Origin of the sequence: Bradyrhizobium viridifuturi (genome assembly GCF_001238275.1) — a bacterium.
Lineage (GTDB): Bacteria > Pseudomonadota > Alphaproteobacteria > Rhizobiales > Xanthobacteraceae > Bradyrhizobium > Bradyrhizobium viridifuturi.
On sequence record NZ_LGTB01000036.1, the window covers coordinates 1 to 26250 of the forward strand.

General features: G+C 64.4%; 21 protein-coding genes and 3 pseudogenes. 10 read left to right on the top strand and 14 right to left on the bottom strand.

What is annotated here, in order from left to right:
- Positions 1-132, top strand: a pseudogene (locus tag ALC15_RS46595) (IclR family transcriptional regulator); the annotation flags it as partial.
- A 344-nt stretch (positions 133-476) separates the two neighbouring features.
- On the opposite strand, the gene ahcY reads toward ALC15_RS46595, so the two are convergent.
- The 3 genes and pseudogenes from ahcY to ALC15_RS28690 all read right to left on the bottom strand — a co-directional run bounded on the left by ahcY (position 477) and on the right by ALC15_RS28690 (position 4641).
- A complete protein-coding gene (gene ahcY / locus ALC15_RS28680; protein WP_050630188.1) occupies positions 477-1904 on the bottom strand; it encodes an adenosylhomocysteinase in 1428 nt (475 codons plus the stop codon).
- Between the two features lie 125 nt (positions 1905-2029).
- A complete protein-coding gene (metK, locus tag ALC15_RS28685) occupies positions 2030-3226 on the bottom strand; it encodes a methionine adenosyltransferase (RefSeq protein ID WP_050630189.1) in 1197 nt (398 codons plus the stop codon).
- Positions 3227-3286: 60 nt separating this feature from the next.
- Positions 3287-4641, bottom strand: a pseudogene (locus ALC15_RS28690) (hypothetical protein).
- Positions 4642-4847: 206 nt separating this feature from the next.
- Between ALC15_RS28690 and ALC15_RS28695 the strand changes: the two are divergent.
- Positions 4848-6578 carry a caspase family protein gene (locus ALC15_RS28695; protein WP_050630190.1) on the top strand — a complete coding sequence of 577 codons (1731 nt, stop codon included), beginning with the start codon at positions 4848-4850 and terminating at the stop codon, positions 6576-6578.
- A gap of 13 nt (positions 6579-6591) precedes the next feature.
- Here the strand turns inward: ALC15_RS28695 and ALC15_RS28700 are convergent.
- The 6 genes and pseudogenes from ALC15_RS28700 to ALC15_RS28725 all read right to left on the bottom strand — a co-directional run bounded on the left by ALC15_RS28700 (position 6592) and on the right by ALC15_RS28725 (position 12378).
- Positions 6592-7709: pseudogene (locus ALC15_RS28700) on the bottom strand (cobalamin-independent methionine synthase II family protein).
- A gap of 19 nt (positions 7710-7728) precedes the next feature.
- Positions 7729-8445: an ABC transporter ATP-binding protein gene (locus ALC15_RS28705; RefSeq protein ID WP_050630191.1), complete on the bottom strand. Its 717-nt coding sequence runs from the start codon at positions 8443-8445 to the stop codon at positions 7729-7731.
- On the bottom strand, positions 8438-9190 hold the full coding sequence (locus ALC15_RS28710) for an ABC transporter ATP-binding protein (protein WP_050630192.1): 753 nt from the start codon (positions 9188-9190) through the stop codon (positions 8438-8440). The genes ALC15_RS28705 and ALC15_RS28710 overlap by 8 nt, the downstream gene beginning before the upstream one ends.
- Entirely contained in the window at positions 9187-10218 is a 1032-nt protein-coding gene (locus ALC15_RS28715; RefSeq protein WP_050630193.1) for a branched-chain amino acid ABC transporter permease, read from the bottom strand. The genes ALC15_RS28710 and ALC15_RS28715 overlap by 4 nt, the downstream gene beginning before the upstream one ends.
- A 7-nt stretch (positions 10219-10225) precedes the next feature.
- Positions 10226-11095 (bottom strand): branched-chain amino acid ABC transporter permease, encoded by an 870-nt coding sequence (locus tag ALC15_RS28720; protein ID WP_050630194.1) that lies wholly within the window; start codon positions 11093-11095, stop codon positions 10226-10228.
- Between the two features lie 101 nt (positions 11096-11196).
- Positions 11197-12378, bottom strand: coding sequence for an ABC transporter substrate-binding protein (locus ALC15_RS28725; RefSeq protein ID WP_050630265.1), 1182 nt, complete (start codon positions 12376-12378; stop codon positions 11197-11199).
- Positions 12379-12836: 458 nt separating this feature from the next.
- Between ALC15_RS28725 and ALC15_RS28730 the strand changes: the two genes are divergently transcribed.
- The gene (locus ALC15_RS28730; protein ID WP_347336324.1) at positions 12837-13034 is read left to right on the top strand and encodes a hypothetical protein; all 198 of its coding nucleotides are present in this window, start codon (positions 12837-12839) and stop codon (positions 13032-13034) included.
- A gap of 9 nt (positions 13035-13043) precedes the next feature.
- Here ALC15_RS28730 and ALC15_RS28735 read toward each other — a convergent pair whose 3' ends face one another.
- Complete coding sequence (locus ALC15_RS28735) at positions 13044-13829, bottom strand: phosphodiesterase (RefSeq protein ID WP_050630195.1); 786 nt, start codon at positions 13827-13829, stop codon at positions 13044-13046.
- A 64-nt stretch (positions 13830-13893) separates the two neighbouring features.
- Complete coding sequence (gene purU / locus ALC15_RS28740) at positions 13894-14757, bottom strand: formyltetrahydrofolate deformylase (RefSeq protein WP_050630196.1); 864 nt, start codon at positions 14755-14757, stop codon at positions 13894-13896.
- A gap of 136 nt (positions 14758-14893) precedes the next feature.
- On the opposite strand from purU, the gene ALC15_RS28745 reads away from it, so the two are divergent.
- Positions 14894-15736 (top strand): uroporphyrinogen-III synthase, encoded by an 843-nt coding sequence (locus tag ALC15_RS28745; protein WP_050630197.1) that lies wholly within the window; start codon positions 14894-14896, stop codon positions 15734-15736.
- 10 nt (positions 15737-15746) lie between these two features.
- Here ALC15_RS28745 and fcl read toward each other — a convergent pair whose 3' ends face one another.
- From fcl to ALC15_RS28760, 3 genes are all read right to left on the bottom strand, one after another.
- Positions 15747-16703, bottom strand: a complete 957-nt coding sequence (gene fcl, locus ALC15_RS28750; protein WP_050630198.1) for a GDP-L-fucose synthase — start codon at positions 16701-16703, stop codon at positions 15747-15749.
- A complete protein-coding gene (gmd, locus tag ALC15_RS28755) occupies positions 16684-17769 on the bottom strand; it encodes a GDP-mannose 4,6-dehydratase (protein WP_050630199.1) in 1086 nt (361 codons plus the stop codon). The genes fcl and gmd overlap by 20 nt, the downstream gene beginning before the upstream one ends.
- A gap of 143 nt (positions 17770-17912) precedes the next feature.
- Complete coding sequence (locus tag ALC15_RS28760; RefSeq protein ID WP_024585027.1) at positions 17913-18587, bottom strand: Crp/Fnr family transcriptional regulator; 675 nt, start codon at positions 18585-18587, stop codon at positions 17913-17915.
- Between the two features lie 388 nt (positions 18588-18975).
- Here ALC15_RS28760 and ALC15_RS28765 point away from each other — a divergent pair, with 388 nt between their 5' ends.
- The 6 genes from ALC15_RS28765 (at position 18976) to ALC15_RS28790 (ending at position 26215) form a co-directional block, all read left to right on the top strand.
- Positions 18976-19797: an ABC transporter ATP-binding protein gene (locus ALC15_RS28765; RefSeq protein WP_021080506.1), complete on the top strand. Its 822-nt coding sequence runs from the start codon at positions 18976-18978 to the stop codon at positions 19795-19797.
- Positions 19794-21722, top strand: coding sequence for a long-chain fatty acid--CoA ligase (locus ALC15_RS28770; protein WP_050630200.1), 1929 nt, complete (start codon positions 19794-19796; stop codon positions 21720-21722). The genes ALC15_RS28765 and ALC15_RS28770 overlap by 4 nt, the downstream gene beginning before the upstream one ends.
- A 214-nt stretch (positions 21723-21936) precedes the next feature.
- Positions 21937-22830, top strand: coding sequence for a branched-chain amino acid ABC transporter permease (locus ALC15_RS28775; RefSeq protein WP_024585024.1), 894 nt, complete (start codon positions 21937-21939; stop codon positions 22828-22830).
- A gap of 3 nt (positions 22831-22833) precedes the next feature.
- Positions 22834-23907: a branched-chain amino acid ABC transporter permease gene (locus ALC15_RS28780; protein ID WP_050630201.1), complete on the top strand. Its 1074-nt coding sequence runs from the start codon at positions 22834-22836 to the stop codon at positions 23905-23907.
- 52 nt (positions 23908-23959) lie between these two features.
- On the top strand, positions 23960-25243 hold the full coding sequence (locus ALC15_RS28785; RefSeq protein ID WP_050630202.1) for an ABC transporter substrate-binding protein: 1284 nt from the start codon (positions 23960-23962) through the stop codon (positions 25241-25243).
- 132 nt (positions 25244-25375) lie between these two features.
- The gene (locus ALC15_RS28790) at positions 25376-26215 is read left to right on the top strand and encodes an ABC transporter ATP-binding protein (RefSeq protein WP_050630203.1); all 840 of its coding nucleotides are present in this window, start codon (positions 25376-25378) and stop codon (positions 26213-26215) included.
- The last annotated feature ends 35 nt before the right edge of the window (positions 26216-26250 follow it).

The following is a 26250-nucleotide window of genomic DNA, read 5'->3' on the forward strand; positions in this document are numbered from 1 at the left end:
GTGATCACTGCGATGGGCCCGGAAGGCACCTTCGACGCCGGCTGGGACAGCCCGATCGCGACCGCGCTGCGTGATTGTGCGGGCGAGATCTCGCGGCAGCTTGGGCACGGCTCGGCGCAGAAGTCGGGGTGAGGGGGATTACGGCGCCCTCTGTTCCTGAGGGCGGAACGATAGGCCAAGCTCGGGTAGACCATGTCGCGCCAATGCGCGACGTATGACTCCCGGACCGTACAACAAACTCACTTTCGTCCCTACAAAAGCAGGGACCCATAACCACCGACGCTGACGATTTGCGCGCTGCTGGAAGGACGAGCTCCCCTTCACAACAGCCGCCGCGGAGTATGGGTCCCTGCTTTCGCAGGGACGACATCGGTGGATCGGCGTCATGCCGGGTGCCGTCCACGCGCAAAACAGCCCAGCAAAAAGCCCCGGACGATGCCGGGGCTCTTCACTTCATCGATCGCAGTCAGCGCGGATCAGTAGCGGTAGTGGTCCGACTTGTACGGACCTTCCTGCTTGACGCCGATGTAGTCGGCCTGGTCCTTGCGCAGCTCGGTCAGCTTGACGCCGATTTTGGCGAGGTGCAGACGAGCGACCTTCTCGTCGAGCGTCTTCGGCAGCACGTAGACCTTCTTGGCGTACTTGTCGTCCTTGTTGTTGGCCCAGAGCTCGATCTGCGCCAGCGTCTGGTTGGTGAACGAGGCCGACATAACGAAGGACGGGTGGCCCATCGCATTGCCGAGGTTCACGAGACGGCCTTCCGACAGCATGATGATGCGGTGCTTGTCGGGGAATTCGATCTCGTCGACCTGCGGCTTGATGTTGGTCCACTTCAGATTGCGAAGGCTCGCGATCTGGATCTCGTTGTCGAAGTGGCCGATGTTGCAGACGATGGCGCGATCCTTCATCGCGCGCATGTGCTCGATGGTGATGATGTCCTTGTTGCCGGTGGCGGTGACGAAGATGTCGGCGCGCGGCGCGGCGTCTTCCATCGTCACGACCTCATAGCCTTCCATCGCCGCCTGCAGCGCGCAGATCGGATCGACTTCGGACACCATGACGCGGCAGCCGGCCTGGCGCAGCGAGGCGGCCGAGCCCTTGCCGACGTCGCCGAAGCCCGCGACCATCGCGACCTTGCCCGACAGCATCACGTCGGTGCCGCGGCGGATGCCGTCGACCAGCGACTCGCGGCAACCATAGAGGTTGTCGAACTTCGACTTGGTGACGCTGTCGTTGACGTTGATCGCCGGGAACAGCAGCGTGCCCTTGTTGGCCATCTCGTAGAGACGATGCACGCCCGTGGTGGTCTCTTCCGAGACGCCCTTGATGTTCTTGGCGATCTCGGCGAAGTAGCCCTTCGGCTTCTCCTTCAAGAGACGCTTGACCAGCGCGTAGAAGATCTCCTCTTCCTCGGAGGTCGGCTTGTCGAGGAACGCGGTGTCGCCCTGCTCGGCGCGGTAGCCGGCATGCACCAGCATGGTGGCATCGCCGCCGTCATCGAGGATCATGTTCGGCGTACCGCCGCCGTGCCAGTCGAACAGCTTGGCGGTGTAGTCCCAGTACTCGGTCAGCGTCTCGCCCTTCACGGCGAACACCGGAATGCCGGCGGCGGCGATCGCGGCCGCAGCGTGATCCTGGGTCGAATAGATGTTGCAGGAGACCCAGCGGATGTCGGCGCCGAGCGCGGCCAGCGTCTCGATCAGCACGGCAGTCTGGATCGTCATGTGCAGCGAGCCGGCGATGCGCGCGCCCTTCAGCGGCTGCTTGGGGCCAAACTCCTCCCGGGTGGCCATCAGGCCGGGCATTTCGGTCTCGGCTAACGAGATCTCCTTGCGGCCGAAATCGGCGAGCGCAATGTCCTTGACGATGTAGTCGGTGAAGCCGGGCTTCGTGGGGGCGTTCATGAGAGCGTCCTGTTGTTGAACTGGTCATTCCGGGCGCCGCGCAGCGGCGAACCCGGAATCTTGAGATGATGAGTAAGGATTCCGGGATCGCTCGCGCTCGCGAGCGTCCCGGAATGACGCTGATGTCAGAGCGCGCGCTTCAGCGGCTCGACGAGATCGGTCTTCTCCCAGGAGAAGCCGCCCTCATTGTCCGGCGTGCGGCCGAAATGACCGTAGGCCGAGGTGCGCGCGTAGATCGGGCGGTTGAGGTCGAGATGGGTGCGGATGCCGCGCGGAGTCAGATCCATCGCCTTTGCTGCCGCCTTCTCGAGCTCGTCCTCCGACACCTTACCGGTGCCGTGGGTGTCGATGTAGATCGACAGCGGGCGCGCCACGCCGATCGCGTAGGCGAGCTGCAGCGTGCAGCGGTCGGCAAGACCGGCCGCAACGATGTTCTTGGCGACATAGCGCGCAGCGTAAGCAGCCGAACGGTCGACCTTGGTCGGATCCTTGCCGGAGAACGCGCCGCCGCCATGCGGAGCCGCGCCGCCGTAGGTGTCGACGATGATCTTGCGGCCGGTCAGGCCGGAGTCGCCGTCGGGACCGCCGATGAAGAACTTGCCGGTCGGATTGATGTGCCAGATCGTCTTGCCGTTGATCCACTCCTTCGGCAGCGCCTCGCGCACATACGGCTCGACGATGTCGCGGATCTGGTTGGAGGTGAGATCCTCGACCAGATGCTGATGCGAGACGACGATCTCGCGGACGCCGACCGGCTTGCCGTTCTCGTACTGCACGGTGACCTGGCTCTTGGAGTCCGGACCCAGCACCTTCTCCTTGCCGGAGTGGCGCGCTTCCGAGATCAGCCGCAGGATCTTGTGGGCGTAGAAGATCGGCGCCGGCATCAGGTCCGGCGTCTCGTTGGTGGCGTAACCGAACATGATGCCCTGGTCGCCGGCCCCCTCTTCCTTGACCTCACCCGGCTGCAGCGCGTCGACGCCCTGCGCGATATCGGCCGACTGCGGATGCAGCAGGATCTCGATGTCGCAGGTCTTCCAGTGGAAGCCATCCTGCTCGTAGCCGATGTCCTTGATCGCGCCGCGCACGACGCCCTCGATCTGCTCGTTGGTGACCGAGCTCGGGCCGCGCGTTTCGCCGGCGATCACCACCTTGTTGGTGGTCGCGAGCGTTTCGCACGCCGCGCGGATCTGCCACGGGTCGATGCCCGCTTTCGGTCCCTCGCGGTAGAACAGGTCGACGATCTCATCCGAGATACGATCGCAGACCTTGTCCGGATGGCCTTCCGAGACCGACTCGCTGGTGAAGAGATAAGACGCGCGCATCAAGCAAACCCCTTGTTTCGTCGATGTCCGACGTTGGTTGGTGAATATGTCCCCGGCATGTCAGTCTCGTCGCCGTGAGATGACGTAGGATTCGTCGTAGAACCACAGCCCGTTGTGTTTGCGGAGAACTTCGCGTGTGGCCTCGAGAGCTCGTCCGTTTTCGGTCGTTTCGGTCAACCGCTCATCTTCGATCTGCGCGACATACACCGCGGCATTCCACGCAGCAAAGGCTGTCGAGGTTCCGATCGAGCCGGTCACCTCATTTGGCAGCGCTTCCATATCATATCGGAAGATCGAACGATTATCGGCGTAGGCATTGAAGTTCAGCTCGCGGCCCGCCGAACCCAACTCGTATTTCACCGCGCGCAGTATCTCATGACGGCTGACGGCGAAAGGATTTTCTCCGGGCCAGACGGCTTGAATCATTTCAAGCCCGGGATCGCCTCCGTGGGAGTGGATTCCTATCAGCCGCCCGCCGCCGCGCAGTGCGCGGGCCAGCGGCGCGATGATCCGCTTGGCGCGGAAATTCACCGAGGATTTGGCGCGGTAGGGCTGCGAGGCGATCACGAGATCGAAATTGGCCTCGGTGCGGCCGGCCCGCGGAATGATGGAATCGAGCAGGAAGCGATGATCGTCCCGGTACAGCACCAGCGCCACCGGCCGCTCATAGATCGGCATCGCATTGCCGGGGCTGAGATTGGCCCGCCAATTCTGTTCCAGGAACGGGCCGAGCTCGGCGATCTGGGCCTCGAACTCACCAGAGGAGGCGCCGCGCAGGGCCACCTCGTGCCAGATCATGCTGGCGGCCGCCGCGGAGTTCTTGGGCGTCAGCAGGGCGCCTCGGCGTAATACATGTTGGTGAACACGAAGACGCTGGCCGGGTGCTCGAACAGACGGTCCGGCACCTTATCGAGCGTGAGGCGGACGTCCTCCAGGCTCAGTTCCTTGCCAGCGACATAGAACGGCATATGTGGGAAGCGGCCATGCATGGCACGCAGGACGCGCGCCAGCACCGTGCCATCGCCCATTCCGGCGTCGAACACCCGCAGCGCCGGCGGCCGGGGGTGGATCGCCGCCAGTTCCAGCGATACCCGGTCGGCGATCACCCGCTTCTCGCTGCAGGTGTGTACGAACAGCAGGTAGCGCTGGCGGTTCTCGAAGAAGCGGAAATTACCCCTTGGATCGCGCTTTTCCGGCGGCACCACGAGGCCGCGCGGCGGTGCCACGCCGCCCGGGGTCGAGGTGGCGATGAAGCCGTTGATGCGATCGAGCGTATCGATGGTGATGCGCTTGCCCTCGCGCAGCCGATGCACCAGCTTGCCGTCGTTGACGGCACGGCGGCCGAACGTCGTCTCCGCCATGTCGGAGCGTCGGCAGAAATCCGTGATCTGGCTGAGGATTTCGTCGTTCTTCATGGTGCCAAGGGCGGCAGTTGTGGGCAGCGGTGAGTGGGACAAAAGTGGGCAGAGATAGTGTGCAGCGGCGTCTTACCACCATTTTCCCACCAGTTGAACCCCCTCTGCGGCCCGATCACCAAACAGTCATGGATAGCCCCTTGGATCGTTCCCTGGATCGCCATGCCGTCGCCGATCACGATGACGGCCTACCCGCTGGATGACCGATGCGCCGCCTGCTCCTGATCCCCTGCCTGCTTGCCGCCATGCTGTGGTCGGCGCCCTGCCTCGCCCAGACGCGCGCCCAGCTCGGCCCGCTCTGCACGACCGACACCACGCCGGCTGACCAGATGATCGACGCCTGCACCAAGATCATCGCGCTAAAGGTGTTTTCCGGCGAGAAGCTCGCGACCGTCTATTTCTGGCGCGCAGTCGGCTGGAACAAGAAGGGCAACTATCCGCAGGTGATTGCGGACACGACCGAGGCGCTGCGCCTCAAGCCGAGCACCGCCGTCTACAATCTGCGCGGCTCGGCCTATTACGACAAGGGCGAGTACGACATCGCGATCGCCGACTTCAACGACGCGCTGCGGATGGGGCCACCGAGCGGCATCATCTATCACAACCGCGGCAACGCCTATCGCGGCAAGGGTGACTACGTCAAGGCGATCGCCGACTACGACGCCGCGATCAAGGCCGATCCGAGGTCGGCGTTCTCCTATCAGAACCGCGGTGCCTCGAAACAGGCGCTCGGCGATCTCGACGGCGCGCTCGCCGACATCAACGAGGCCGTCAGGATCGATCCGTCACTGCCGGAGCCCCTAATCCGCCGCGCCGTGATCTGGCGCGCGAAGGGCGACATCGCGCGCGCGATCGCAGACACGACGGAAGCGATCCGGCTCGCGAAGGCGAAGGCGCCCGTCAACATCATGACGCCGCCCGGTAGCGTGCTGATCTCGGCCTACACTCAGCGCGGCCTCTCCTATGAAGCAAAGGGCGATGCTGCGCACGCCAAGGAAGATTACGCCGCGGTGCTCGAGGGCGTCGCCTCCGACGCCGGCAGCAAAGCCAACCAGGCCACCGCCAAGGTGCGGCTCGCGCTGCTGAAGGAAGCTGATGCAGCACCGCGCAAGACCGCAGCAGTGCCCGCCGCCGAAAGCAGTCCTGCTCCCGCGCCGCCGGTGCCCGCGGCAGCCAATCCGGCCGCGCCGGCCGCACGCGTGCAGGCCGCAGCAACCGGCCGGCGCGTCGCGCTGGTGATCGGCAACGGCGCCTATGCGCATGTGAAGGCGCTGCCCAATCCACCCAACGATGCACGCGCCATCGCCAAGAGCCTGCGCGACATCGGCTTCACCGTCTCGGAGGGTCTCGATCTCGATCGCGACGCGATGCAGAGGACGATCCACGATTTCCTGCGCGAGGCGACGCGGTCGCAAATCGCCGTGGTCTACTATGCCGGCCATGGCGTGCAGGTCGACGGCCGCAACTACCTCGTGCCGGTCGATATCGAGTTCAAGGCCGGCGGGCGCATGACCGACGCGATGGTCGACATGGATACGATCATGGCCGGCCTCGACGATCAGATCCGCACCAACATCCTGATCCTCGATGCCTGCCGCAACAATCCGATGGCGCCGCAGGTGGCGTCCACAGGCCCCAGCCGCGGCATCGAGGCCGGCTCCGGCCTCGCCGCGCCCGCTACGCTCGGATCAGGCTCGACGCTCGGCGCCGGCACGCTGATCGCGTTCGCGACCGCGCCGGGCCAAGTCGCGCTCGACGGCGAAGGCGCCAACAGCCCGTTCTCGGCGGCGCTGTCGCGCCATGTCGGCACGCCCGGCCTCGAAGTGCAGCAGATGCTGACGCGGGTCCGGGCCGAGGTCGTCGCCGCGACCAAGGGCAAGCAGGTGCCGTGGTCGAACTCGTCGCTGCTCGGCGAGGTCTATCTGGCGGAGCAGTGACGGCGCGTACGCGTCACTTGCCCCACACCTCGTTGGCGACTTCGACAGCCAATCGCAGCTTGGCCCATTGCTCTTCCTCGGAGAGGATGTTGCCCTCCTCGGTCGAGGCGAAGCCGCATTGCGGCGACACCGCGAGCTGCTCGATCGGGGCGAATTTGGATGCCTCCTCCAGCCGCCGCTTGATGTCGTCCTTCTTCTCGAGCTGGCCGAACTTCGAGGTGATGACGCCGACCACCACGACCTTGTTGCCCTTGGGCAGGAAGCGCAGCGGCTCGAAGCCACCGGCACGATCGGAATCATACTCGAGGAAATAGCCGTCGTAATTGGTGCCGGCCAGCATGGTCTCGGCGACCGGCTCGTAGCCGCCGGAGGAGATCCAGGTCGAGCGGAAATTGCCGCGGCAGACATGGGTCGTGATCACCATGTCGGACGGGCGATCGGCGATCGCGTAGTTGATGACGCGCGCGTAGATCTCCTGCAGTCCATCCGGATTGTCGCCACGGTCGCGCGACTTCTGCAATTCCTCCGGCGAGCACAGATAGGCCCACACCGTGTCGTCGAATTGCAGGTAGCGGCAACCGGCGTCGTAGAACGCCTTCACCGCCTTGCGATAGGTCTTGCCAAGGTCCTGATAGAACTCCTCGAGATCGGGATAGACCTCCTTCGAGATCAGCTTGCGGCCACCGCGGAAGTGCAGCACCGCGGGCGACGGGATCGTCATCTTCGGCACAACATGCGCCTGGTCGGCGTACTTCTTCAGGAACCTGAAGTGATCGAGCATCGGATGCTGATCGGAGAAGTCGAGCTTGCCGATCACCCTGATGGCGTCGTGGCGGGTCTGCACGCCGGCAAACTGGATGCCCATGTCGGGGTGGAACAGCTCGCAACCGGTCAGATGGCTGAGGAAATCGAAGTGCCACCAGGAGCGGCGGAACTCGCCGTCGGTCGCAAGCTTCAGGCCCACCGAGGCCTGCTTGTGCACGACCTTCTCGATCTCCATGTCCTCGACCTTGCGCAGCTCGTCGGCCGAGATCTCGCCCTTCTCCAATTTGGCGCGGGCTTCCTTGATCTTCGGCGGCCGCAACAGGCTGCGACCTCGTCGGCGCGGAACGGAGGCTTGGTTCGCTGCATGGTGAACTCCCTGAGGTCGTCAGTGTTTCTTGGTCCCGGCGACGCCGAGATGGCGCTCGAGGACGGAGGGATCGGCCTTCAACGCACTGCTTGCGGCATCGTGCACGATCATGCCGCGTTCCAATATCACAACGCGGTCGGCGAGCCCCAGAATCTTTTGCGCGTTCTGCTCGACGATGATCGAGCAGATGCCGCCCGAGCGCGTGATGGTTCCGATCGCCTTTAACAATTCCTCAACGATGATCGGCGCGAGGCCCTCGGTCGGCTCGTCCAGCAGCAGCACCTTCGGGTTCAAGGTCAGCGCGCGGCCGATCGCCAGCATCTGCTGCTCGCCGCCCGACAGCTGGTTGCCGAAATTTCCGCGCCGCTCCTTCAGCCGCGGAAACATCTCGTACACCCGCTCAACCGTCCACGGCCCGGGCTGCGCCACCGCGGTCATGTTCTCCTCCACCGTCAGCGAGCGGAAGATGTTGCGCTCCTGCGGCACCCAGCCGATCCCGGCGCGGGCGCGCTGGTCGGGCCGCAGTGCCGTGATGTCGCTGCCCGCGAGCGCAACGCTGCCGCCGAAGCGGCGGGTGATGCCGACGATCGAATTGATCAGCGTGGTCTTGCCGGTGCCGTTGCGGCCGAGCAGCGCAAGCACCTGGCCGTCGGCGAGCGCCAGCGACATGTCCGGCAGCACCACGGCCTCGCCGTATCCGGCACGCAGGCCCTGGATGGAGAGCAGGTCAGGCATCGGCAGCCTCGCCGAGGTAGACCGCCCTCACCTGCGGATCGCGCGCGACCTCGTCGGGCGCGCCCTCGGTGAGCAGGCCGCCGTTGACCAAGACGGAGATGCGATCTGCGAACGAGAACACGAGGTCCATGTCGTGCTCGATCAAGAGCACGGTGACGTCGCGCGGCAATGCTGCGACCGCTGCCAGGATATCGTGGCGCTCGCTTTCGGGGACACCGGCCGCGGGCTCGTCGAGCAGCAGCACTCGCGGCCTGGCGGCGATCGCGACCGCGATCTCGAGCAGGCGCTGTTTGCCGTAGGGCAATGTCGAGGTGAGCTCGGTCATGACGTCGAGCAGATGGAAGCGCGACAATATCTCGGCGATCTCGGCATTGACGTCGCTGCGCGTGCCCATCCGCCGCCACCAGTCACCACCGCGGCCCATCCGTTCGGAGACTGCAAGGCCGATGGTCTCGAGCGGGGTCAGGTCGGGATAGAGCTGGTTGATCTGGAAGGTGCGCGACAGCCCGCGCAGCACCCGTCTGTGCACGGAGAGGCCGGTGATGTCGGCACCTTCGAGCAGGATGCTCCCGCTGTTCGGCGTCAGCACGCCGGTGAGCTGATTGATGACGGTGGTCTTGCCGGCGCCGTTCGGCCCGATCAGCGCGTGGCGGGCGCCCTGCATTACCTTCAGCGAGAGATCGCGGGTGACACGAAGGCCGCCAAACGACTTTTCGAGATTGCGGGTTTCGAGCGCGATCGTCATGACGCCTCGCTCTCCGGCACGGCAACGGCGGCCTTGCGGCCGGCGAACTGACGGATGATCAGGTTCGGCACGAACAGCACCAAGCGGTGGATGCGTGCGCGGCCGACCATCACGATCACGACCAGCACGAGGCCGATCCAGAACAGCCAGTATTGCGGGGTGATGCTCTGAAACAGCTCCTGCAGCATCTTGAACACGACGGCGCCGATCAGGCCGCCATAGAGATAGCCGGTACCGCCGATCACGAGCACCAGCATCAGGTCGGCCGAGCGCTCGAAGGCGAACACGTCGAGCGAGGCGAGCGCCGTGGTCTGGGTGAACAGCGCGCCGGCGATTCCGGCATAGAAGGCGGCCAGCGTGTAGACCGCGATCAGGCGGCGATTGACCGGCACGCCGATCGCGGCCGCGCGCAGCGGATTGTTCCTGATCGCCCGCAGCGACAGGCCGAACGGCGAATGCACCACGCGTCGCGCGAGCAGGAACAGGACGAACAGCACGATCAGTGAGTAGAGGAACCCGGTCTTGCCGAACATGTCGAAGGCGAACAGCCCAAGGATCGGCTGCATCTCGATGCCCTGCAGGCCATCGGTGCCGCCGGTGATGTCCGAGAAGCGCTCGGCGAGCGCTTCCAGCAGCAGCGCGATGCCGAGCGTCACCATCAGCCGGGTCAGGTCGGCGCCGCGGATGACGAGGAAGCTGGTCAGGAACCCGAGCACCGCCGCGACGAGGCCGGCGGCGACCAGGGCGATGACGGGCTCGTTGATGATGCCGTGCAGCGCCAGCAAGCCGGCCGAATAGGCGCCGACGCCGAAGAACGCTGCATGGCCGAGCGAGACGATGCCGGCGTAGCCGAGGATCAGGTCGAGCGACAGCGCGAACAGGCCGAGCCGCACGATGTCGGTCATGATCAGATAGCGCGAAGGGAACAGGAACGCGCAGGCGAGCGCGAGCACCCAGAAAGCGACCTCGCTGATCCGCCAGCGCGCGCTGGCCATCGCATGGGTGGAGACGTCGGACAGCGCGGTCATGACGGCCTCACCGCGCCGCGGTGCGGCCGAACAGGCCGTTGGGGCGCCAGAGAAGGATCACGATCATGACGGTGTAGATCACGAAGGGACCGACCTTGGGCACGTAATATTTGCCGGCGACGTCGGCGATGCCGAGCAGCAGGGATGCGAGGAACGGGCCGGTGATCGAGGACGAACCGCCGACCGTCACCACGATCAGGAAGTAGATCATGAATTTCAGCGGAAAATACGGATCGAGCCCGAGGATCTCCGCGCTCAGCGCACCGCCGAGCCCAGCGAGGCCGCAGCCGAAGGCGAAGGTGAACGCGAACACCTGCGGCACGTTGATGCCGAGCCCGATCGCGGCGCGCGGATCGTCGACCGCGGCACGCAGACGGCTGCCGAACCGCGTCTTGGCGAGGATCAGTTGCAGCGCCAGCGTGAGCAGGCCGCAGATCACGACGATCATCAGCCGGTAACGACCGATGCCGACGCCGAACAGATCGATCTGCCCCTCCAGCGCCGCCGGCAATTTGATGAAGACCCGCGACGATCCCATGATGTAATCGACCGCCGCAACCGACATGAACACCAGACCGATCGAGAACAGCACCTGATCGAGATGGCTGCGGCTATAAAGATGACGGTACAGCGTGCGCTCCAGCGCGATACCAATGACGGCGCTGCCCACAAAAGCGAGCGGCAGAGCTGCGAAGAACGGCCAACCGGAATTGTTCACCAGCACGGCGCAGATATAGCCGCCGGCCATCGCGAAGGCGCCATGCGCCAGGTTGACGAAATTCATCAGCCCGAGCGTCACCGCCAGCCCGCAGGCGAGCACGAACAGCAGCATGCCGTAGGCGACGCCGTCGAACAGGTTGGTGAGGATAGAGGCCATGAAGTCAGCTCAGCCGAGACGACACAATGGGCACCACGTCAAGTGGAACGTCATGGCCGGCAGTCCCGGCCATGACGTGGAGGAAGGCGGAGCTTCGCGCGTCACTTCTTGGTCTTGCCGGAATCCTTGACGGCCTCGAAGGTCGCGAACTCGACATTGTACAGCTCACCGTCGACCTTCTCGACCTTGCGAATGTAGATGTTCTGCACGATGTCGCGGGTTTCCGGATCGATCGAGATCGGGCCGCGCGGGCTCTCCCACTTCATGCCCTTCATCGCCTCGATCAGCTTGTCGCCGTCGGTCGCGCCATTGGTCTTCTTCAGCGCCTCGTAGATCAGATGGATGCCGTCATAGCCGCTCACCGCCATGAAGCCCGGCCGGTTGCCGAACGCCTTCTTGTAGGCGGCGACGAAGTCCTTGTTCATCTGGGACGGATGCGCCGCCGAATAGAGATGCGCGGTCACCGCGCCGAGCGCGGCATCGCCCATGTTGTTGAGCAGGTCGTCGTCCATGACGTCGCCGGGGCCGATCACCTTGATGCCGCTCTTGTCGAGCCCGCGCTCGGCATATTGCTTCATGAAGTTGCCGCCCTGCCCGGCCGGCACGAACACGAACATCGCGTCGGGCTTGGAATCCTTCATGCGCTGCAGGAACGGCGCGAAGTCGGGATTGGCGAGCGGGACCTTGACCTCTTCCACGATCTCGCCACCGCCGGCGGTGAAGTGCTGCTTGAAGAAGGTCAGCGCGTCGTTGCCCGGCGCGTAGTCGGAGGTCAGCGTCGCGACCTTCTTGATGCCGTTCTTGACCGCCCAGTCGCCGATGATGGTGGAGGACTGCGCCAGCGTGAAGCTGGTGCGCACGATGTAGGGCGAGCGCTCGGTGATGATCGAGGTGCCGGCCGCCATCACGACTTCCGGGATCTTGGCCTGCGTCGCGAGCGGCGCGGCGGCCAGCGCCGCAGGCGTCACACCGAAGCCTGCGATGAAATTGACCTTGTCGTTGACGATCAGTTCCTGTGCGAGCCGCTTGGTATTGTCGGGCACCGCGGCGTCATCCTTCAGGATGATCTCGATCTTCTTGCCGGCGACGGTGTCGCCCTTCTGCTGCATGTAAAGCTTGATGGCATTGTCAATCTGCTTGCCGGTCGAGGCCTGGCCGCCGGTCATCGGCAGGATCAAACCAATCTTGACGGCGTCGTCCGCCCGCGCCGGCACGCCGGCGCATACCCCGCAAAGCACGACCGAAGCAGCGCCCCACAGCAACATGTTGCGACGATTGAACATCGACATCCCTCCCCCTTCCATTGTTCTGCCTCGAGCCGAGTGCCCGGCCCTTGCCTCAACCTTAACCCAAGCACGTCGCGGCCGGGCCGCTACGCGACAAGGCGTCTCGATGCGCCCTGTTGTCAATCGGACGATGGACGTGTGTCGCGCGCGGCACGATCGGGCCGAACCACGACGATAAGTATCAGGATACCAGAATTATTCTCCGAAACTCAACGCCCCCAAAGAGAACCGATCTGGCGCATCCAAAGCCTTAACCTTCCCATTGTTTGTACGATCGTACAAATCAATCGCCAATGTCAACAAACAAGCACAATTGCAGCCGAACGGTCACGCCCAAGATCATGATCCATAAAGACCAGGGCCGTATGCTGCTGCCAATGCCGATCTTCACACGTCACATCCCTGTCCTGATCGCCCTCGCGCTCGCGGCCTGTGCGCTCGGGGGATGCAGTTCAATGAACCAAAAGGTCTCGGCCGGCATGGCCGACTACATTCCGGCCTGGGCCGGCGGCCTGCCCGCCGATGCGCCACCGCGGCCGGGCACCCCCGAGTATGACAAGTTCATGCAGGAACGGGAGCGCAAGCGCCTGATGCCGGCGGCCGAGCGCGGCGACGACGCCAAGCCGGCGGCGACGCAGAGCGCTGCCCACTGAGCGTGCGGCCTAGTCGAGGGCATCCTCGCTGATGATTTCGCCGCGGTAGCCGAACTCCACCATGTGCACGGTGACGTAGCCGTCGCCGATGAACGCCACACCGTAGGACTCCGGCAGATCGGCAACCGTCAGCACCTCGGCGAACACCGGATAGCTGGCGTGGTTCGTTCCGCGCAGCGAGGTTGTGGGAACGCCGGCGACCGAGCCGCTCAGCACCATGTGGCAGTGGCCGAAGAAAATATGGCGGATCTTGCTCCGGTGCCTTGCGATGATCGAGCGGAACGCGGCACCGTCAAGCAGGCCGATCCTGTCCACCGGGCCGATATGGGTCGGGAATGGATTGTGATGCATGAACAGAAAGAACGGTCCGTCATGCTCCGATAGCTGCCGTTCCAGCCAGGCCCGCCGCGTCTCGCAAAAGCTGCCGGCGGCCGTCTGCGGCTCGTAGGTGTCGAGCAGCAAGACGCGTCCGACCGACGTGTCGTGAGCGCCCTGCGCGAAGCCGTCTGCGTCTGCGCCTTCGGGAAACACGCCGAGAAACGTCTCGCGATGGTCGTGGTTGCCGATACAGAGCCGCACCGGGATCGGAAAGCCGCTCAGGCGTTGGCGCAGCAATTGATAGTCCGCGAGGTCGCCGATATCGGAAAGATCGCCCGAGATGACCATCAGTTCGGCGTCGCGATGATCGGCAAGCACGTGCTCCAGCGCGCGCTCGAAATTCTGCAGCGGATCACGACCGAAGATCGTCTTCCCCGGCGTCGTCAGATGGATATCGCTCATGTGGATGAGCTTCATGCAGCACCTCGATGCAAGGGCGACGCCACAACGGTCAAAGCGCGACAATGGGTGAAGGCGCAGATCAGTCCACGAACACCACCGTCTTGCGGCCATTGAGGATGACGCGGTCGGCGAGATGGTAGCGGATCGCGCGCGCCAGCACGCGGCGCTCGATGTCGCGGCCCTTGCGCACCAGATCCTCGGGCGTGTCGCGATGGCTGATGCGCTCGACGTCCTGGTCGATGATCGGCCCCTCGTCGAGATCGCTGGTGACGTAGTGCGCCGTGGCGCCGATCAGCTTGACGCCGCGCTCATGGGCCTGGTGGTAGGGCTTGGCGCCCTTGAAGCCCGGCAGGAAGGAATGATGGATGTTGATGCAGCGGCCCGACAGCCGCGCCGACATCTCGTCGGACAGGATCTGCATGTAGCGGGCCAGCACCACGAGATCGGTCTGGGTGTCCTGCGCCAGCTTCCATACCGCGTCCTCCTGCTGCCGCTTGGTCTCCTTGGTGACCGGCAGATGGTGGAACGGGATATCGCCGAAATCGAGCGAGCCATAGGTTTCGCGCGGATGGTTGGAGACAACAGCGGTCGGGATCATCTCAAGCTCGCCGGTGCGCCAGCGATACAGGATATCGACCAGGCAGTGATCGGACTTGGAGACCAGCAGCATCACCCGGCGGCGGCTGGCGCGGTCGCGCATCTGCCAGTCCATGCCGAAACGTTCGGCGATCGCGGCAAAACCGGTCTGCAGCGCCGGCAGCCCGACCGCGAGGTCGGCTGCGGTGAACACCACGCGCATGAAGAACTTGCCGGTCTCGACATCGTTGAATTGCTGGGCGTCCAGGATGTTCTGGCCGTTATGCGCGAGGAAGGTCGAGACCGCGGAGACGATCCCCGGTCGATCCGGACAGGACAGGGTCAGAACGAATTGATGGTCGGGCATGCCAATTGACCAAAGCTTGAGCAGGTATGTGGAACGATCATTTTCGGCCCCCGTCTATCACCGCAGGCGGCCTTGCGCCAATCCCGGCGCGGGGGTCAAATCGAACAAATGACGACAATGTTTGTTAAGGACCATCATGGCTGACCGGCTGAACGGCTACCGTATCCTGATCCTCGAGACGCGCGAGGAGGCGCAGTTTTCCCGCCTGCTCGCCGAGCAGGGCGCCGAGGTGCTGCAATGCCCGATGTTCACCATCCACGACGCGCCGGATCCGGCGCCGATCGAGGCCTGGATCCGACGCGCGATCGCCCGCCCACTCGACGAACTCGTGCTGATGACCGGTGAAGGCCTGCGCCGGTTGATGAAGGTCGTACGGCGGATTGGGGTCGAGACAGAGTTTGTGGGCAGCCTCGCCAAGGCGCGCAAATTCGCCCGCGGGCCGAAGCCTGGCCGGGCGCTACGCGAGATCGGGCTCGAGCCGCAGATGACGACGGAGAAGCCGACGTCGGAAGGCGTCGCCGAGATGCTGTCGAAGCTCGACCTAAGCGGCCACCGCCTCGGCCTGCAGCTCTATCCGGACAAGGACCACGCCACCCTGATCGGCGCGATCAAGGCGCAGGGCGCCGAGGTCGATACGGTGCTGCCCTATGTCTATGATGCGCAGGCAGCCGACGCCAACATCGTCACTGCGATCGAGGAGATGGCGCGGGGCCGAATTGACGCGATCGCGCTGACGAGTTCCGGCCAGGTCCGCCGCTTGCTCGAGGTGGCACAGGCGCACAAGTGCGAGGCGCAATTGCGCGAGGGCCTCGAGCGCACGCCGATCGCCTCCGTCGGGCCCGTGGTGTCGGATGAACTGAAGACTTACGGCTTGCGCACGGACATCTATCCGGCCAACGACGCGTTCTTCATGAAGCCGCTGATCTCGGCGATGGCGACAGCACTGGCGAAGGCGCCGCCGCGCGCAACGGCGACGTAGCATTTCGGCGCTACAGCGCCGCCTGCTTCGCCTCGTTCAGATAGGCCTGGTACGCGAGCTTGATGCCATCCTCGAGCGAGGTGGTGGCGCGCCAGCCGAGCTTGGCGAGCCTGTTGACGTCGAGCAGCTTGCGCGGCGTGCCGTCGGGACGTGAGGTGTCGAAGCTGATCTCACCGCGGTAGCCGACGGCGGCGGCAACGATGCGGGCGAATTCGGCGATCGTGATGTCCTCGCCGGTGCCGATATTGACCAGCTCCGACGAGGAGTAGGTCTTCATCAAATAAATGCAGGCGTCGGCGAGATCGTCGACATAGAGGAATTCACGGCGCGGCGTGCCCGTGCCCCACACCACGACATCGGCGGCGCCTGCGACCTCGGCCTCATGGAAGCGGCGGATCAGCGCCGCGACGACGTGGCTGTATTCGGGATGATAATTGTCGCCGGGACCGTAGAGGTTGGTCGGCATCACGCTGATGAAATCGGCGCCATATTGGCTTCGATAGGCCTCGGTCATCTTGATGCCGGCGATCTTGGCGATGGCATAAGGCTCGTTGGTCGGCTCCAGCGGGCCGGTCAGCATCGAGTCCTCGCGCAGCGGCTGCGGCGCGAGGCGCGGATAGATGCAGGACGAGCCGAAGAACATCAGCTTCTCGCAGCCATTGGCATGCGCCGCCTGGATCACATTGGTCGAGATCGCCAGATTGTCGTAGAGGAATTCCGCCCGCAGCGTGTTGTTGGCGACGATGCCGCCGACCTTGGCGGCGGCAAGGAACACCGCCTGCGGCCGCTTCGCGGCAAACCAGGCGTTGACCGCCCCTTGGTCGCGCAGATCGACCTCGCCGCGCGACACGGTCAGGAGATCGACCTGTTCGCGCGCCAGCCGGCGCACCAGCGCCGAGCCGACCATGCCGCGATGGCCGGCGACGAAAACCGTCTTGCCCTTCAGTTCAAACGCCGTGCTTGCCATGGGCCGCATCCTGCCTCGCCTCGACGAGATCGCTGGCGACCATTTCCTTCACCAGCTGCGCGAACGGTGTCTTCGGCGCCCAGCCGAGCTGGGCGCGCGCCTTGCTGGCGTCGCCGATCAGAAGATCGACCTCGGTCGGGCGGAAATAGGCCGGGTCGATCTGCACCAGCGTGGTGCCGGACGCCTTGTCGACGCCGATCTCCTCGACGCCCTTGCCGCGCCATTCGATGCTGCGGCCGACCTCGGCAAACGCCAGTTCGACGAACTCGCGCACCGAGCGCGTCTCGCCGGTCGCGAGCACGAAGTCGCCGGGCTCATCCGCCTGCAGGATCTTGTGCATGCCCTCGACATAGTCGCGGGCGTGACCCCAGTCGCGCTTGGCATCGAGATTGCCGAGATAGAGCTTGTTCTCGAGGCCGACTTCGATGCGGGCGACGGCGCGGGTGATCTTGCGCGTCACGAAGGTCTCGCCGCGGATCGGGCTCTCATGGTTGAACAGGATGCCGTTGCTGGCGAACATGCCGTAGGCCTCGCGGTAGTTCACCGTGATCCAGTAGCCGTAGAGCTTGGCGACGCCATAGGGCGAGCGCGGATAGAACGGCGTCGTCTCCTTCTGCGGCACCTCCTGCACCAGCCCGTACAGCTCCGAGGTCGAGGCCTGGTAGAACCGGGTCTCCTTTTCCATGCCGAGGATGCGGATCGCCTCCAGCAGGCGCAGCACGCCGATGGCGTCGGCGTTGGCGGTGTATTCCGGGCTTTCGAAACTGACCTGGACGTGGCTCTGGGCGGCGAGGTTGTAGATCTCGGTCGGCCGGATCTGCTGCATCAGCCGGATCAGATTGGTCGAATCGGTCATGTCGCCGTAGTGCATCAGGAACGGCACGTTGCCGGCATGCGGGTCCTGATAGAGATGATCGACGCGCGCGGTGTTGAACGAGGACGAGCGGCGCTTGATCCCGTGCACGGTGTAGCCGAGCCCGAGCAGATATTCGGCGAGATACGCGCCGTCCTGCCCGGTGACGCCGGTGATCAGCGCAACGCGCCGCTTTGAGTCCTGAGCCGTCATATCATCTCCAGAGAGCGCGAGACCGCGCGATCCCGACGAGGCCGGTCTGTAGCATCCGGCCACCTCCAAGTCTAATGGCATAATCGTTTGGAATCAGGGCCTTAAAGCCTTGAAAACCCGGTTCGATGCGGTCTGGGGCCCGCTCATTCGCCGTAGTGGCGCAGCCGGTCGAGGTTGATGATGGTCACCCCGCCATATTCGAGCCGCAGCAGCCCCTCGCGCTCGAGCCGCTTCAGGCACTGGTTGGCATTCTGCCGGGAGATGCCGGACAGCGCCCCGATCTCCTCCTGGGTGATCTCCAGATGCAAGGTGAGGTCGGGATAGAGGATCGGGTTGAACAGCGAGGCGATCGAGCGCGCCAGCCGCGCCGTCGCGTCCAGCGTCCGGCCATATTCGAGCAATGCGATGAACTGGCCGAGCCGTTCGTTGAGCGACCCCACCAGGAAGCGGTTGAAGCCGACGCTGTTCTCGAACAGCCAGACGAAGGTCCGACGGTCCATCATCGCGAGGCGCGTGTCGCGCAGCGCGACGACGTCGTAGCGTCGCAGTTCGTTCTTGAGCACGGTCCCCTCGCCGAACCAGGCTCCGGCGGTGAGGCCCGCAAAGCTCGCGGCCTTGCCGCCGCGCGAGACGATGCCCATCCGCGCCAGCCCGGTCACGATGCCGGTCCAGTACTGAAAATTGTCGCCGCGCATGAAGATGAATTCGTTAGCGCGGTAGGACTTCTCGGAAATGCCGGCGCGCGCGATTTCGATTTCTTGCTCGCTCAATTCGCGCGACCAGGCCGCGATGCGCTTCAGGTAATCAGCAGCAATCATTCTAGCGACGGCATCCCATCCAAGATATTGCACCGCAGCAACGCCGTGCGCAAAGCCAGGTCACCCGAGGCCTGGAATGCCAGCGAAAATTCCTGACCAAATGTCGGGCACATGACAATTCAACCTATCGCTTTCTCGTATTCAGAGCCACCTCGCGTAACGCCGCGCGCAGCGCCTTGATGGATCGCTGAAGGCGGACGACGCGCGAGCGGGCTTGCAGGCGGGTGCGGCGTTACCGCGCATGACGCAGGCGATCGGGGCGAGCGATGCTCCCGGACGCCGGCATCATTAGTCGGGTGGTTTCCGTCGGCGGCCCATGTAAGATCGAACCGAGCTCGAAACGAAAGATAAAGAGCGCGCCAAAGCGCCCGTATCTGGAGGGAACAGGGTGGCCAACAGTCTCGAGGTGCGCGGAGTCTCATTGCGCTTTGGCGGCGTCCGCGCGCTGACCGATGTGAGCTTCAGCGTCAACGAGGGAGAGCTGTTCTCGATCATCGGCCCGAACGGCGCCGGCAAGACCTCGATCGTCAACTGCATCTCCGGCCGCTACCGGCCGACCGAAGGCCAGCTGTTCTATCGCGGCCAGGACATCACCGGCCTCACCCCGAACGCGCGGCCCCGCCTCGGCATCGGCCGGACTTTCCAGAACCTCGCGCTGTTCCACCATATGAGCGTGCTCGACAACATCATGGTCGGCCGCCATCACCTGCTGAAGAACAACTTCATCACGGGGTCGCTGTACTGGCTCACCGGTGCGCGCCGCGAGGAGCTGGAGCACCGGCGCAAGGTCGAGGAGATCATCGACTTCCTCGATCTGCAATCGGTGCGCAAGGCAACCGCCGGCACCCTGCCCTATGGCCTGCGCAAGCGCGTCGAGCTCGCCCGTGCGATGGCGCTCGAGCCGCAGCTGATCCTGCTCGACGAGCCGATGGCCGGCATGAACTTCGAAGAGAAGGAGGACATGGCGCGCTACATCGTCGATCTCAACGAAGAGTTCGGCATGACGGTGATGATGATCGAGCACGACATGGGTGTCGTGATGGACATCTCCCACCGCGTCATGGTGCTCGACTTCGGCCGCAAGATCGCCGAGGGCGACCCGGCAACGGTGCTCGCCGATCCCCACGTCAAGCGCGCCTATCTCGGCGAAGAGGACGAGGTGCTGGTCGATCCCGACGACAAGCCGGCGGTGCGGGAGAGCGCGGCATGATGGACTATGCCGGTCGCGCCGCGCAGGCGGACACATTCCCCAAGATGCTGCGCCTGAACGCCAGAGAGCACGGCGGCGAGATTGCGCTGCGCGAGAAAGATCTCGGGCTGTGGCGCGAATTCACCTGGGACGACTACCAGAGGCGCACCCATGATTTCGCGATCGGCATGGTCGAGCTCGGCCTTGGACGCGGCGACGTCATCGGCATCATCGGCGACAACCGGCCGGACTGGGTCGCCGCCGAGATCGCGGCCCACGCGATCGGCGCGATGAGCCTCGGCCTCTACCGCGACGTGCTGGATGAGGAAGCCGCCTATCTCCTGACCTATGGCGAGGCCAAGCTGGTCTTCGCCGAGGACGAGGAGCAGGTCGACAAGCTGCTTGGCCTTGCCGATCGGGTGCCCAATCTCAAGCATATCGTCTATTCCGATCCGCGCGGCATGCGCAAATACGACGATCCGCGCCTGATGGAGGTGAGCAAGCTCGTTGCGTTGGGGCGCGACCGCGCCGCGCGCGAGCCCACCTTGTATGAGCGGCTGGTCGACCAAACCAAGGGCGAAGACATCGCGATCCTCTGCACGACCTCGGGCACGACGGCCAACCCGAAGCTCGCGATGCTGTCGGCCGGGCGGGTGCTGCGGCATTGCGCGACCTATCTCGCCTTTGATCCGAAGGGACCGGACGACGAGTACGTCTCGGTGCTGCCGCTGCCCTGGATCATGGAACAGATCTACGCGCTGGGCAAAGCGCTGCTCTCCCGGATGAAGATCAACTTCGTCGAAGAGCCGGACACCATGATGCACGATTTCCGCGAGATCGCGCCGACCTTCGTGCTGTTCGCACCGCGGGTCTGGGAATCGATCGCGGCCGACGTCCGCGCCGGCGTCATGGACGCCTCGCCGTTCAAGCAGCGGCTCTACGATCTAGGCATGAGGACGGGCCTTGCAGCGCTCGCCGAGGGCAAGCACTCTGTCTTCGCCGACCAGATCCTGTTCCGCGCGCTGCGCGACCGCCTCGGCTTTACCCGGCTGCGATCGGCGGCGACCGGCGGCGCGGCGCTCGGGCCGGATACATTCAAGTTCTTCCAGGCGATGGGCGTGCCGCTGCGCACGCTGTACGGCCAGACCGAGCTGCTCGGCGCCTACACGCTGCATCCGGAAGGCAAGGTCGATCCCGACACGACAGGCGTGCCGATGGCCGACAACATCGAGATCCGCATCGACAACGCCGACGTCAACGGCGTCGGCGAGATCTTGGTGCGGCACCCGAACATGTTCCACGGTTACTACAAAAACCCCGAAGCCTCGGTCGCCGACATCAAGGACGGCTGGATGCATTCAGGCGACGCCGGCTACTACAACGACAACCGGCAGCTCGTGGTGATCGACCGCATCAAGGACCTCGCCGAGACCTCGCGCGGCGAACGCTTCTCGCCGCAATACATCGAGAACAAGCTGAAATTCTCGCCCTATGTCGCCGAGGCGGTCGTGCTCGGCGCCGGCCGCGACACGCTCGCGGCGATGATCTGCATCCGCTACTCGATCATCTCGAAATGGGCGGAGAAGAACCGCCTCTCGTTCACGACCTATACCGACCTCTCGTCGCGGCCCGAGGTCTATGCGCTGTTGAGGAAGGAGGTCGAGACCGTCAACGCCACCTTGCCGCCCGCGCAGCGCATCTCGCGGTTCCTGCTGCTGTACAAGGAGCTCGATGCCGACGACGGCGAACTGACCCGGACCCGGAAGGTCCGTCGCGGCGTGATCAACGAGAAATATGCCGATATCATCGAGGCGATCTACCGCGGCAAGGCCAGCATCCCGGTCGACACCGTGATCCGCTTCCAGGACGGCACGACGCAGCGGGTGCGCACCACGTTGCAAGTCGTCGATCTCGGCCGCGCCGCGATCGCGGAGGCCGCGGAATGAGCGGGCTGCGAGAACGGAGCGCGGTGCCAATGAATGCGCCCTCTCCCCTTGTGGGAGAGGGCAACACCGCCAGTCGACAAAGACCCGCTTGGGTGAGGGGTCCTCTCTCCACGATCGCAATGCGGAGACAACCCCTCACCCGGCTTCGCTTTGCGAAGCCACCCTCTCCCACAGGGGGAGAGGGTGCTGGCGCCGTTCGGAGCGACCACACCCCATGAACACGCAGTTCCTGATCCAGCTGATCGTCAACGGCCTCGTGGTCGGCACGCTCTATGGCGTGGTCGCGATGTCGTTCGTGCTGATCTACAAGGCGACCCAGGTCGTGAATTTCGCGCAGGGCGAATTGCTGCTGGTCGGCGCCTGGGTGTGCTGGGCACTGCTGACCAAGTATCAATTGCCGTTCTGGATCGGCATGCCGATCACGCTGGTGTTCATGTTCATCTTCGGCATCGCGATCCAGGTCGTGATCCTGCGTCCGATGATCGGCGAGCCGATCATCTCCGTGATCATGGTGACGATCGGCCTGTCGACCGTGTTCCAGGCCGCCCTGAAGTGGATCTTCGGCGTCAACCCGCAGCCGTTCCCGCAGATATTCCAGAGCCAGTCGATCAGCCTGTTCGGGCTGCAGATCCAGACCGTCTATGTGATGAGCCTCGTGGTCTCGCTCGCCATGATGGTCGGCATGGCCTGGTTCTTCCGCGCCTCCAAATACGGCCTTGCGATGCGCGCCACCGCCTTCAACCAGCAGGTCGCGCAGTCGCTCGGCATCTCCGTGAAGAGCGTGTTCGCGATGGCCTGGGCGATCTCGGCCACCGTCTCGGCGGTCGCCGGCGTCGTGGTTGCGGTCGTCAACGGCGTGTCGTCCGGTCTCTCCGCCTATGGCATCAAGGTGTTTCCGGCCGCGATCCTCGGCGGGCTCGACTCGGTCGGCGGCGCCGTGCTCGGCGGCATCATCATCGGGCTCCTGGAAAACGTCGCCCAGTATGTCGACAGCGAGTATCTGCACTGGGGCAATCTGTACGAGATCGCGCCGTTCTACGTCCTGATCATCATCCTGATGATCAAGCCGTACGGGCTGTTCGGCACCAAGGACATCGAGCGGGTCTGATCAATGGCGACAAGCACACTCATCCCGTCAGGCGATTTCCGCACCAGCTACGCGGCCGACACCACGATCTTCCCGACCGCGACCAGCCGCAACTTCGCGATCGCCGGCATCGCTCTCGCCTGCTTTGCGCCGATGCTGCTGTCCAACTACCTGCTCTCGATCGCGATCCAGATCGGCATCTTCGCGATCGCGGCCCTTGGCCTCAACGTCCTGGTCGGCTTCACCGGCCAGATCTCGATCGGCCACGCCGCGTTCTTCCTGTTCGGCGCCTTCACCTCGGCCTACATCTCGAACAACCTGCCGATTCCGGTATTCTTCGCGATTCCGCTGGCCGGCGTGGTCACGGCGCTGGTCGGCCTGATCTTCGGCGTGCCGGCGGCGCGGCTGAAGGGGCTCTATCTCGTCATCGCCACGCTCGCCGCGCAGTACATCCTGCTCGACTTCTTCTCGCGCGCCGAATGGTTCTCGGGCGGCTCGGTGCCGGCCAGCGCCAATCCGTTCTCGATCTTCGGCTATACGCTGCGTGGCGACCGGCAGTATTTCTACGTCGTGCTCGCCTACATGGTGATCAGCTATCTGCTGGTTACAAATTTGATGCGCACCCGCGACGGCCGTGCGCTGGTCGCGATCCGCGATCACTATCTCTCCGCCGAGATCATGGGCATCAACCTGACCAAATACCGGACGTTGTCGTTCGGGCTGGCCGCCTTCTTCGCCGGCATCGCCGGCGCGCTCTACGCGCATTATCAGCTGGTGGTCTCCCAGGAAGGCTTCGGCATCGAACGCTCGGTGCTGTTCCTCGCGATGGTCATCATCGGCGGCACCGGCTCGGTGATGGGCACCCTGATGGGCACGGCCTTCGTGGTGCTGCTGCCGGAATCGATGGAATGGCTGAGCGCCTGGCTGAAGGGCGGCGCCGTCGACAAGGCGCTGCAGCTCAACAACAACATCACCTTCCTGCGCGAGATCGCGATCGGCCTGATCATCATCGGCTTTTTGATGTTCGAGCCTGATGGCCTCGCGCACCGCTGGCGGCAGATCAAGGCCTACTGGAAGCTTTACCCGTTCTCGCACTGACGCATCGAGCAAATTCAAATTCGGTTCAACGAATAAGCAGGAGGAAACAAGAATGACGATTAGATCCCTTTTGAGCTCGGTCTCCCTTGCGCTGCTGATCGGCAGCGCCGCCAGCACCGCGCAGGCGCAGATCGCCATCGGCCATCTGCAGGACCTCTCGGGCGGCACCTCCGACGTCGGTACGCCCTACGGCCAGGGCGTCGCCGACACGTTCGCCTGGGTCAACAAGAACGGCGGCGTCGGCGGCAAGCAGCTCAATGTCGACAGCAACGACTACGGCTACCAGGTGCCGCGCGCGATCGCGCTGTACAAGAAGTGGTCGGCGCCGGATGGCAAGGTCGCAGCGATCATGGGCTGGGGCACGGCTGACACCGAGGCGCTGACCGGCTTCCTCGCGCAGGACAAGATCCCCGATCTGTCGGGCTCCTATGCCGCCGCGCTGACCGATCCCGAAGGCACCAGCGGCAAGGCCAAGCCGGCGCCCTACAACTTCTTCTACGGCCCGAGCTACTCGGACGCGCTGCGCGCCGAGCTGACCTGGGCGGCCGAGGACTGGAAGGCCAAGGGCAAGCCGGGCAAGCCCAAATTCGTCCACATGGGTGCCAACCACCCCTATCCGAACGCGCCAAAGGCTGCCGGCGAAGCGCTCGCGACCGAGCTCGGCTTCGAAGTGCTGCCGCCGCTGGTGTTCGCGCTGTCGCCCGGCGACTACTCGGCGCAGTGCCTCAGCCTGAAGAGCTCAGGCGCCAACTACGCCTATCTCGGCAATACCGCGGCCTCCAACATCTCGGTCATGAAGGCCTGCAAGACCGCCGGCGTCGACGTCCAGTTCCTCAGCAACGTCTGGGGCATGGATGAGAACGCCGCCAAGACCGCGGGCGATGCCGCCGACGGCGTGATCTTCCCGCTGCGCACGGCGGTCGGCTGGGGCGGCAACGCGCCGGGCATGAAGACGGTGATGGAAATCTCGAAGATGTCCGATCCGTCGGGCAAGGTCTATCGCCCGGTGCACTACATCGCCGCGGTGTGCAGCGCGCTCTACATGAAGGAAGCGCTGGATTGGGCCGCCAAGAACGGCGGCGCTACCGGCGAGAACGTCGCCAAGGGCTTCTACCAGAAGAAGGACTGGGTGCCGGCCGGGATGGACGGCGTCTGCAATCCCTCCAACTGGACCGAGAAGGATCATCGCCCGACGACCAAGGTCGACCTCTATCGCGCCAAAGTTTCCGGCGCGACCGATGGCGACATCAACGACCTGATGGCCAAGGGCACGATCAAGCTCGAGAAGGTGAAGACCGTCGAACTGCCGCGCAAGCCGGAATGGTTCGGCTGGTGAGGTCGCAATCCGACCGCACGCACAAATCGTCATGCGCGGGCTCGACCCGCGCATCCATCACGACAAAACGTCTTCCGATCGATGGGTTGCCGGGCCAAGCCCGGCAATGACATCGAGGGGTGAACCAGAGCCATGAACGAAACCCTCGAAGCCACCCGCACGGGGCCGACGGCGGTCCCGCCGCCGCCGCTACTCAGCATCAATAATATCGAGGTCGTCTATGACGACGTCATCCTGGTGCTGCGCGGTCTCAGCCTCGAGGTGCCGAAGGGCGCGATCGTGGCGCTGCTCGGTGCCAATGGCGCCGGCAAGTCAACCACGCTGAAGGCGATCTCTGGCCTGCTAAAGACCGAGGACGGTGAGGTCACCCGCGGCGAGATCCTGTTCGAGGGCCAGCGCATCAACGGCATCGATCCGGACAAAATCGTCCGCCGCGGCATCTTCCAGGTGATGGAGGGCCGCCGCATCGTCGCCGACATGACCTCGCTGGAGAATTTGCGGCTCGGCGCCTTCACCCGTCGCGACGGCGAGGTCTCGGCCGACATCGACATGGTGTACAAATATTTCCCGCGCCTGAAGGAGCGCACCGGCCTTGCCGGCTATCTCTCCGGCGGCGAGCAGCAGATGCTCGCGATCGGCCGCGCGCTGATGGCGCGCCCGAAGATGATCCTGATGGACGAGCCGTCGATGGGGCTGTCACCCCTGCTCGTCAAGGAAGTGTTCGCGATCATCAAGGAGATCAACCGCGATCTCGGCGTCACGATCCTCTTGGTCGAGCAAAATGCGCGCGCCGCGCTCTCGGTCGCGAGCCATGGCTACATCATGGAACAGGGCAAGGTGGTGCTCGACGGCTCCGCCGACGAGCTGCGCGACAACGAGGACGTCAAGGAATTCTACCTCGGCGGCGCCGGCGACCAGCGCAAGAGCTTCAAGAATTTGAAGAGCTTCAAGCGGCGCAAGCGCTGGCTCTGAGGATATCGAGCGTTTTCCGGCGGAGTTGCGTGTGC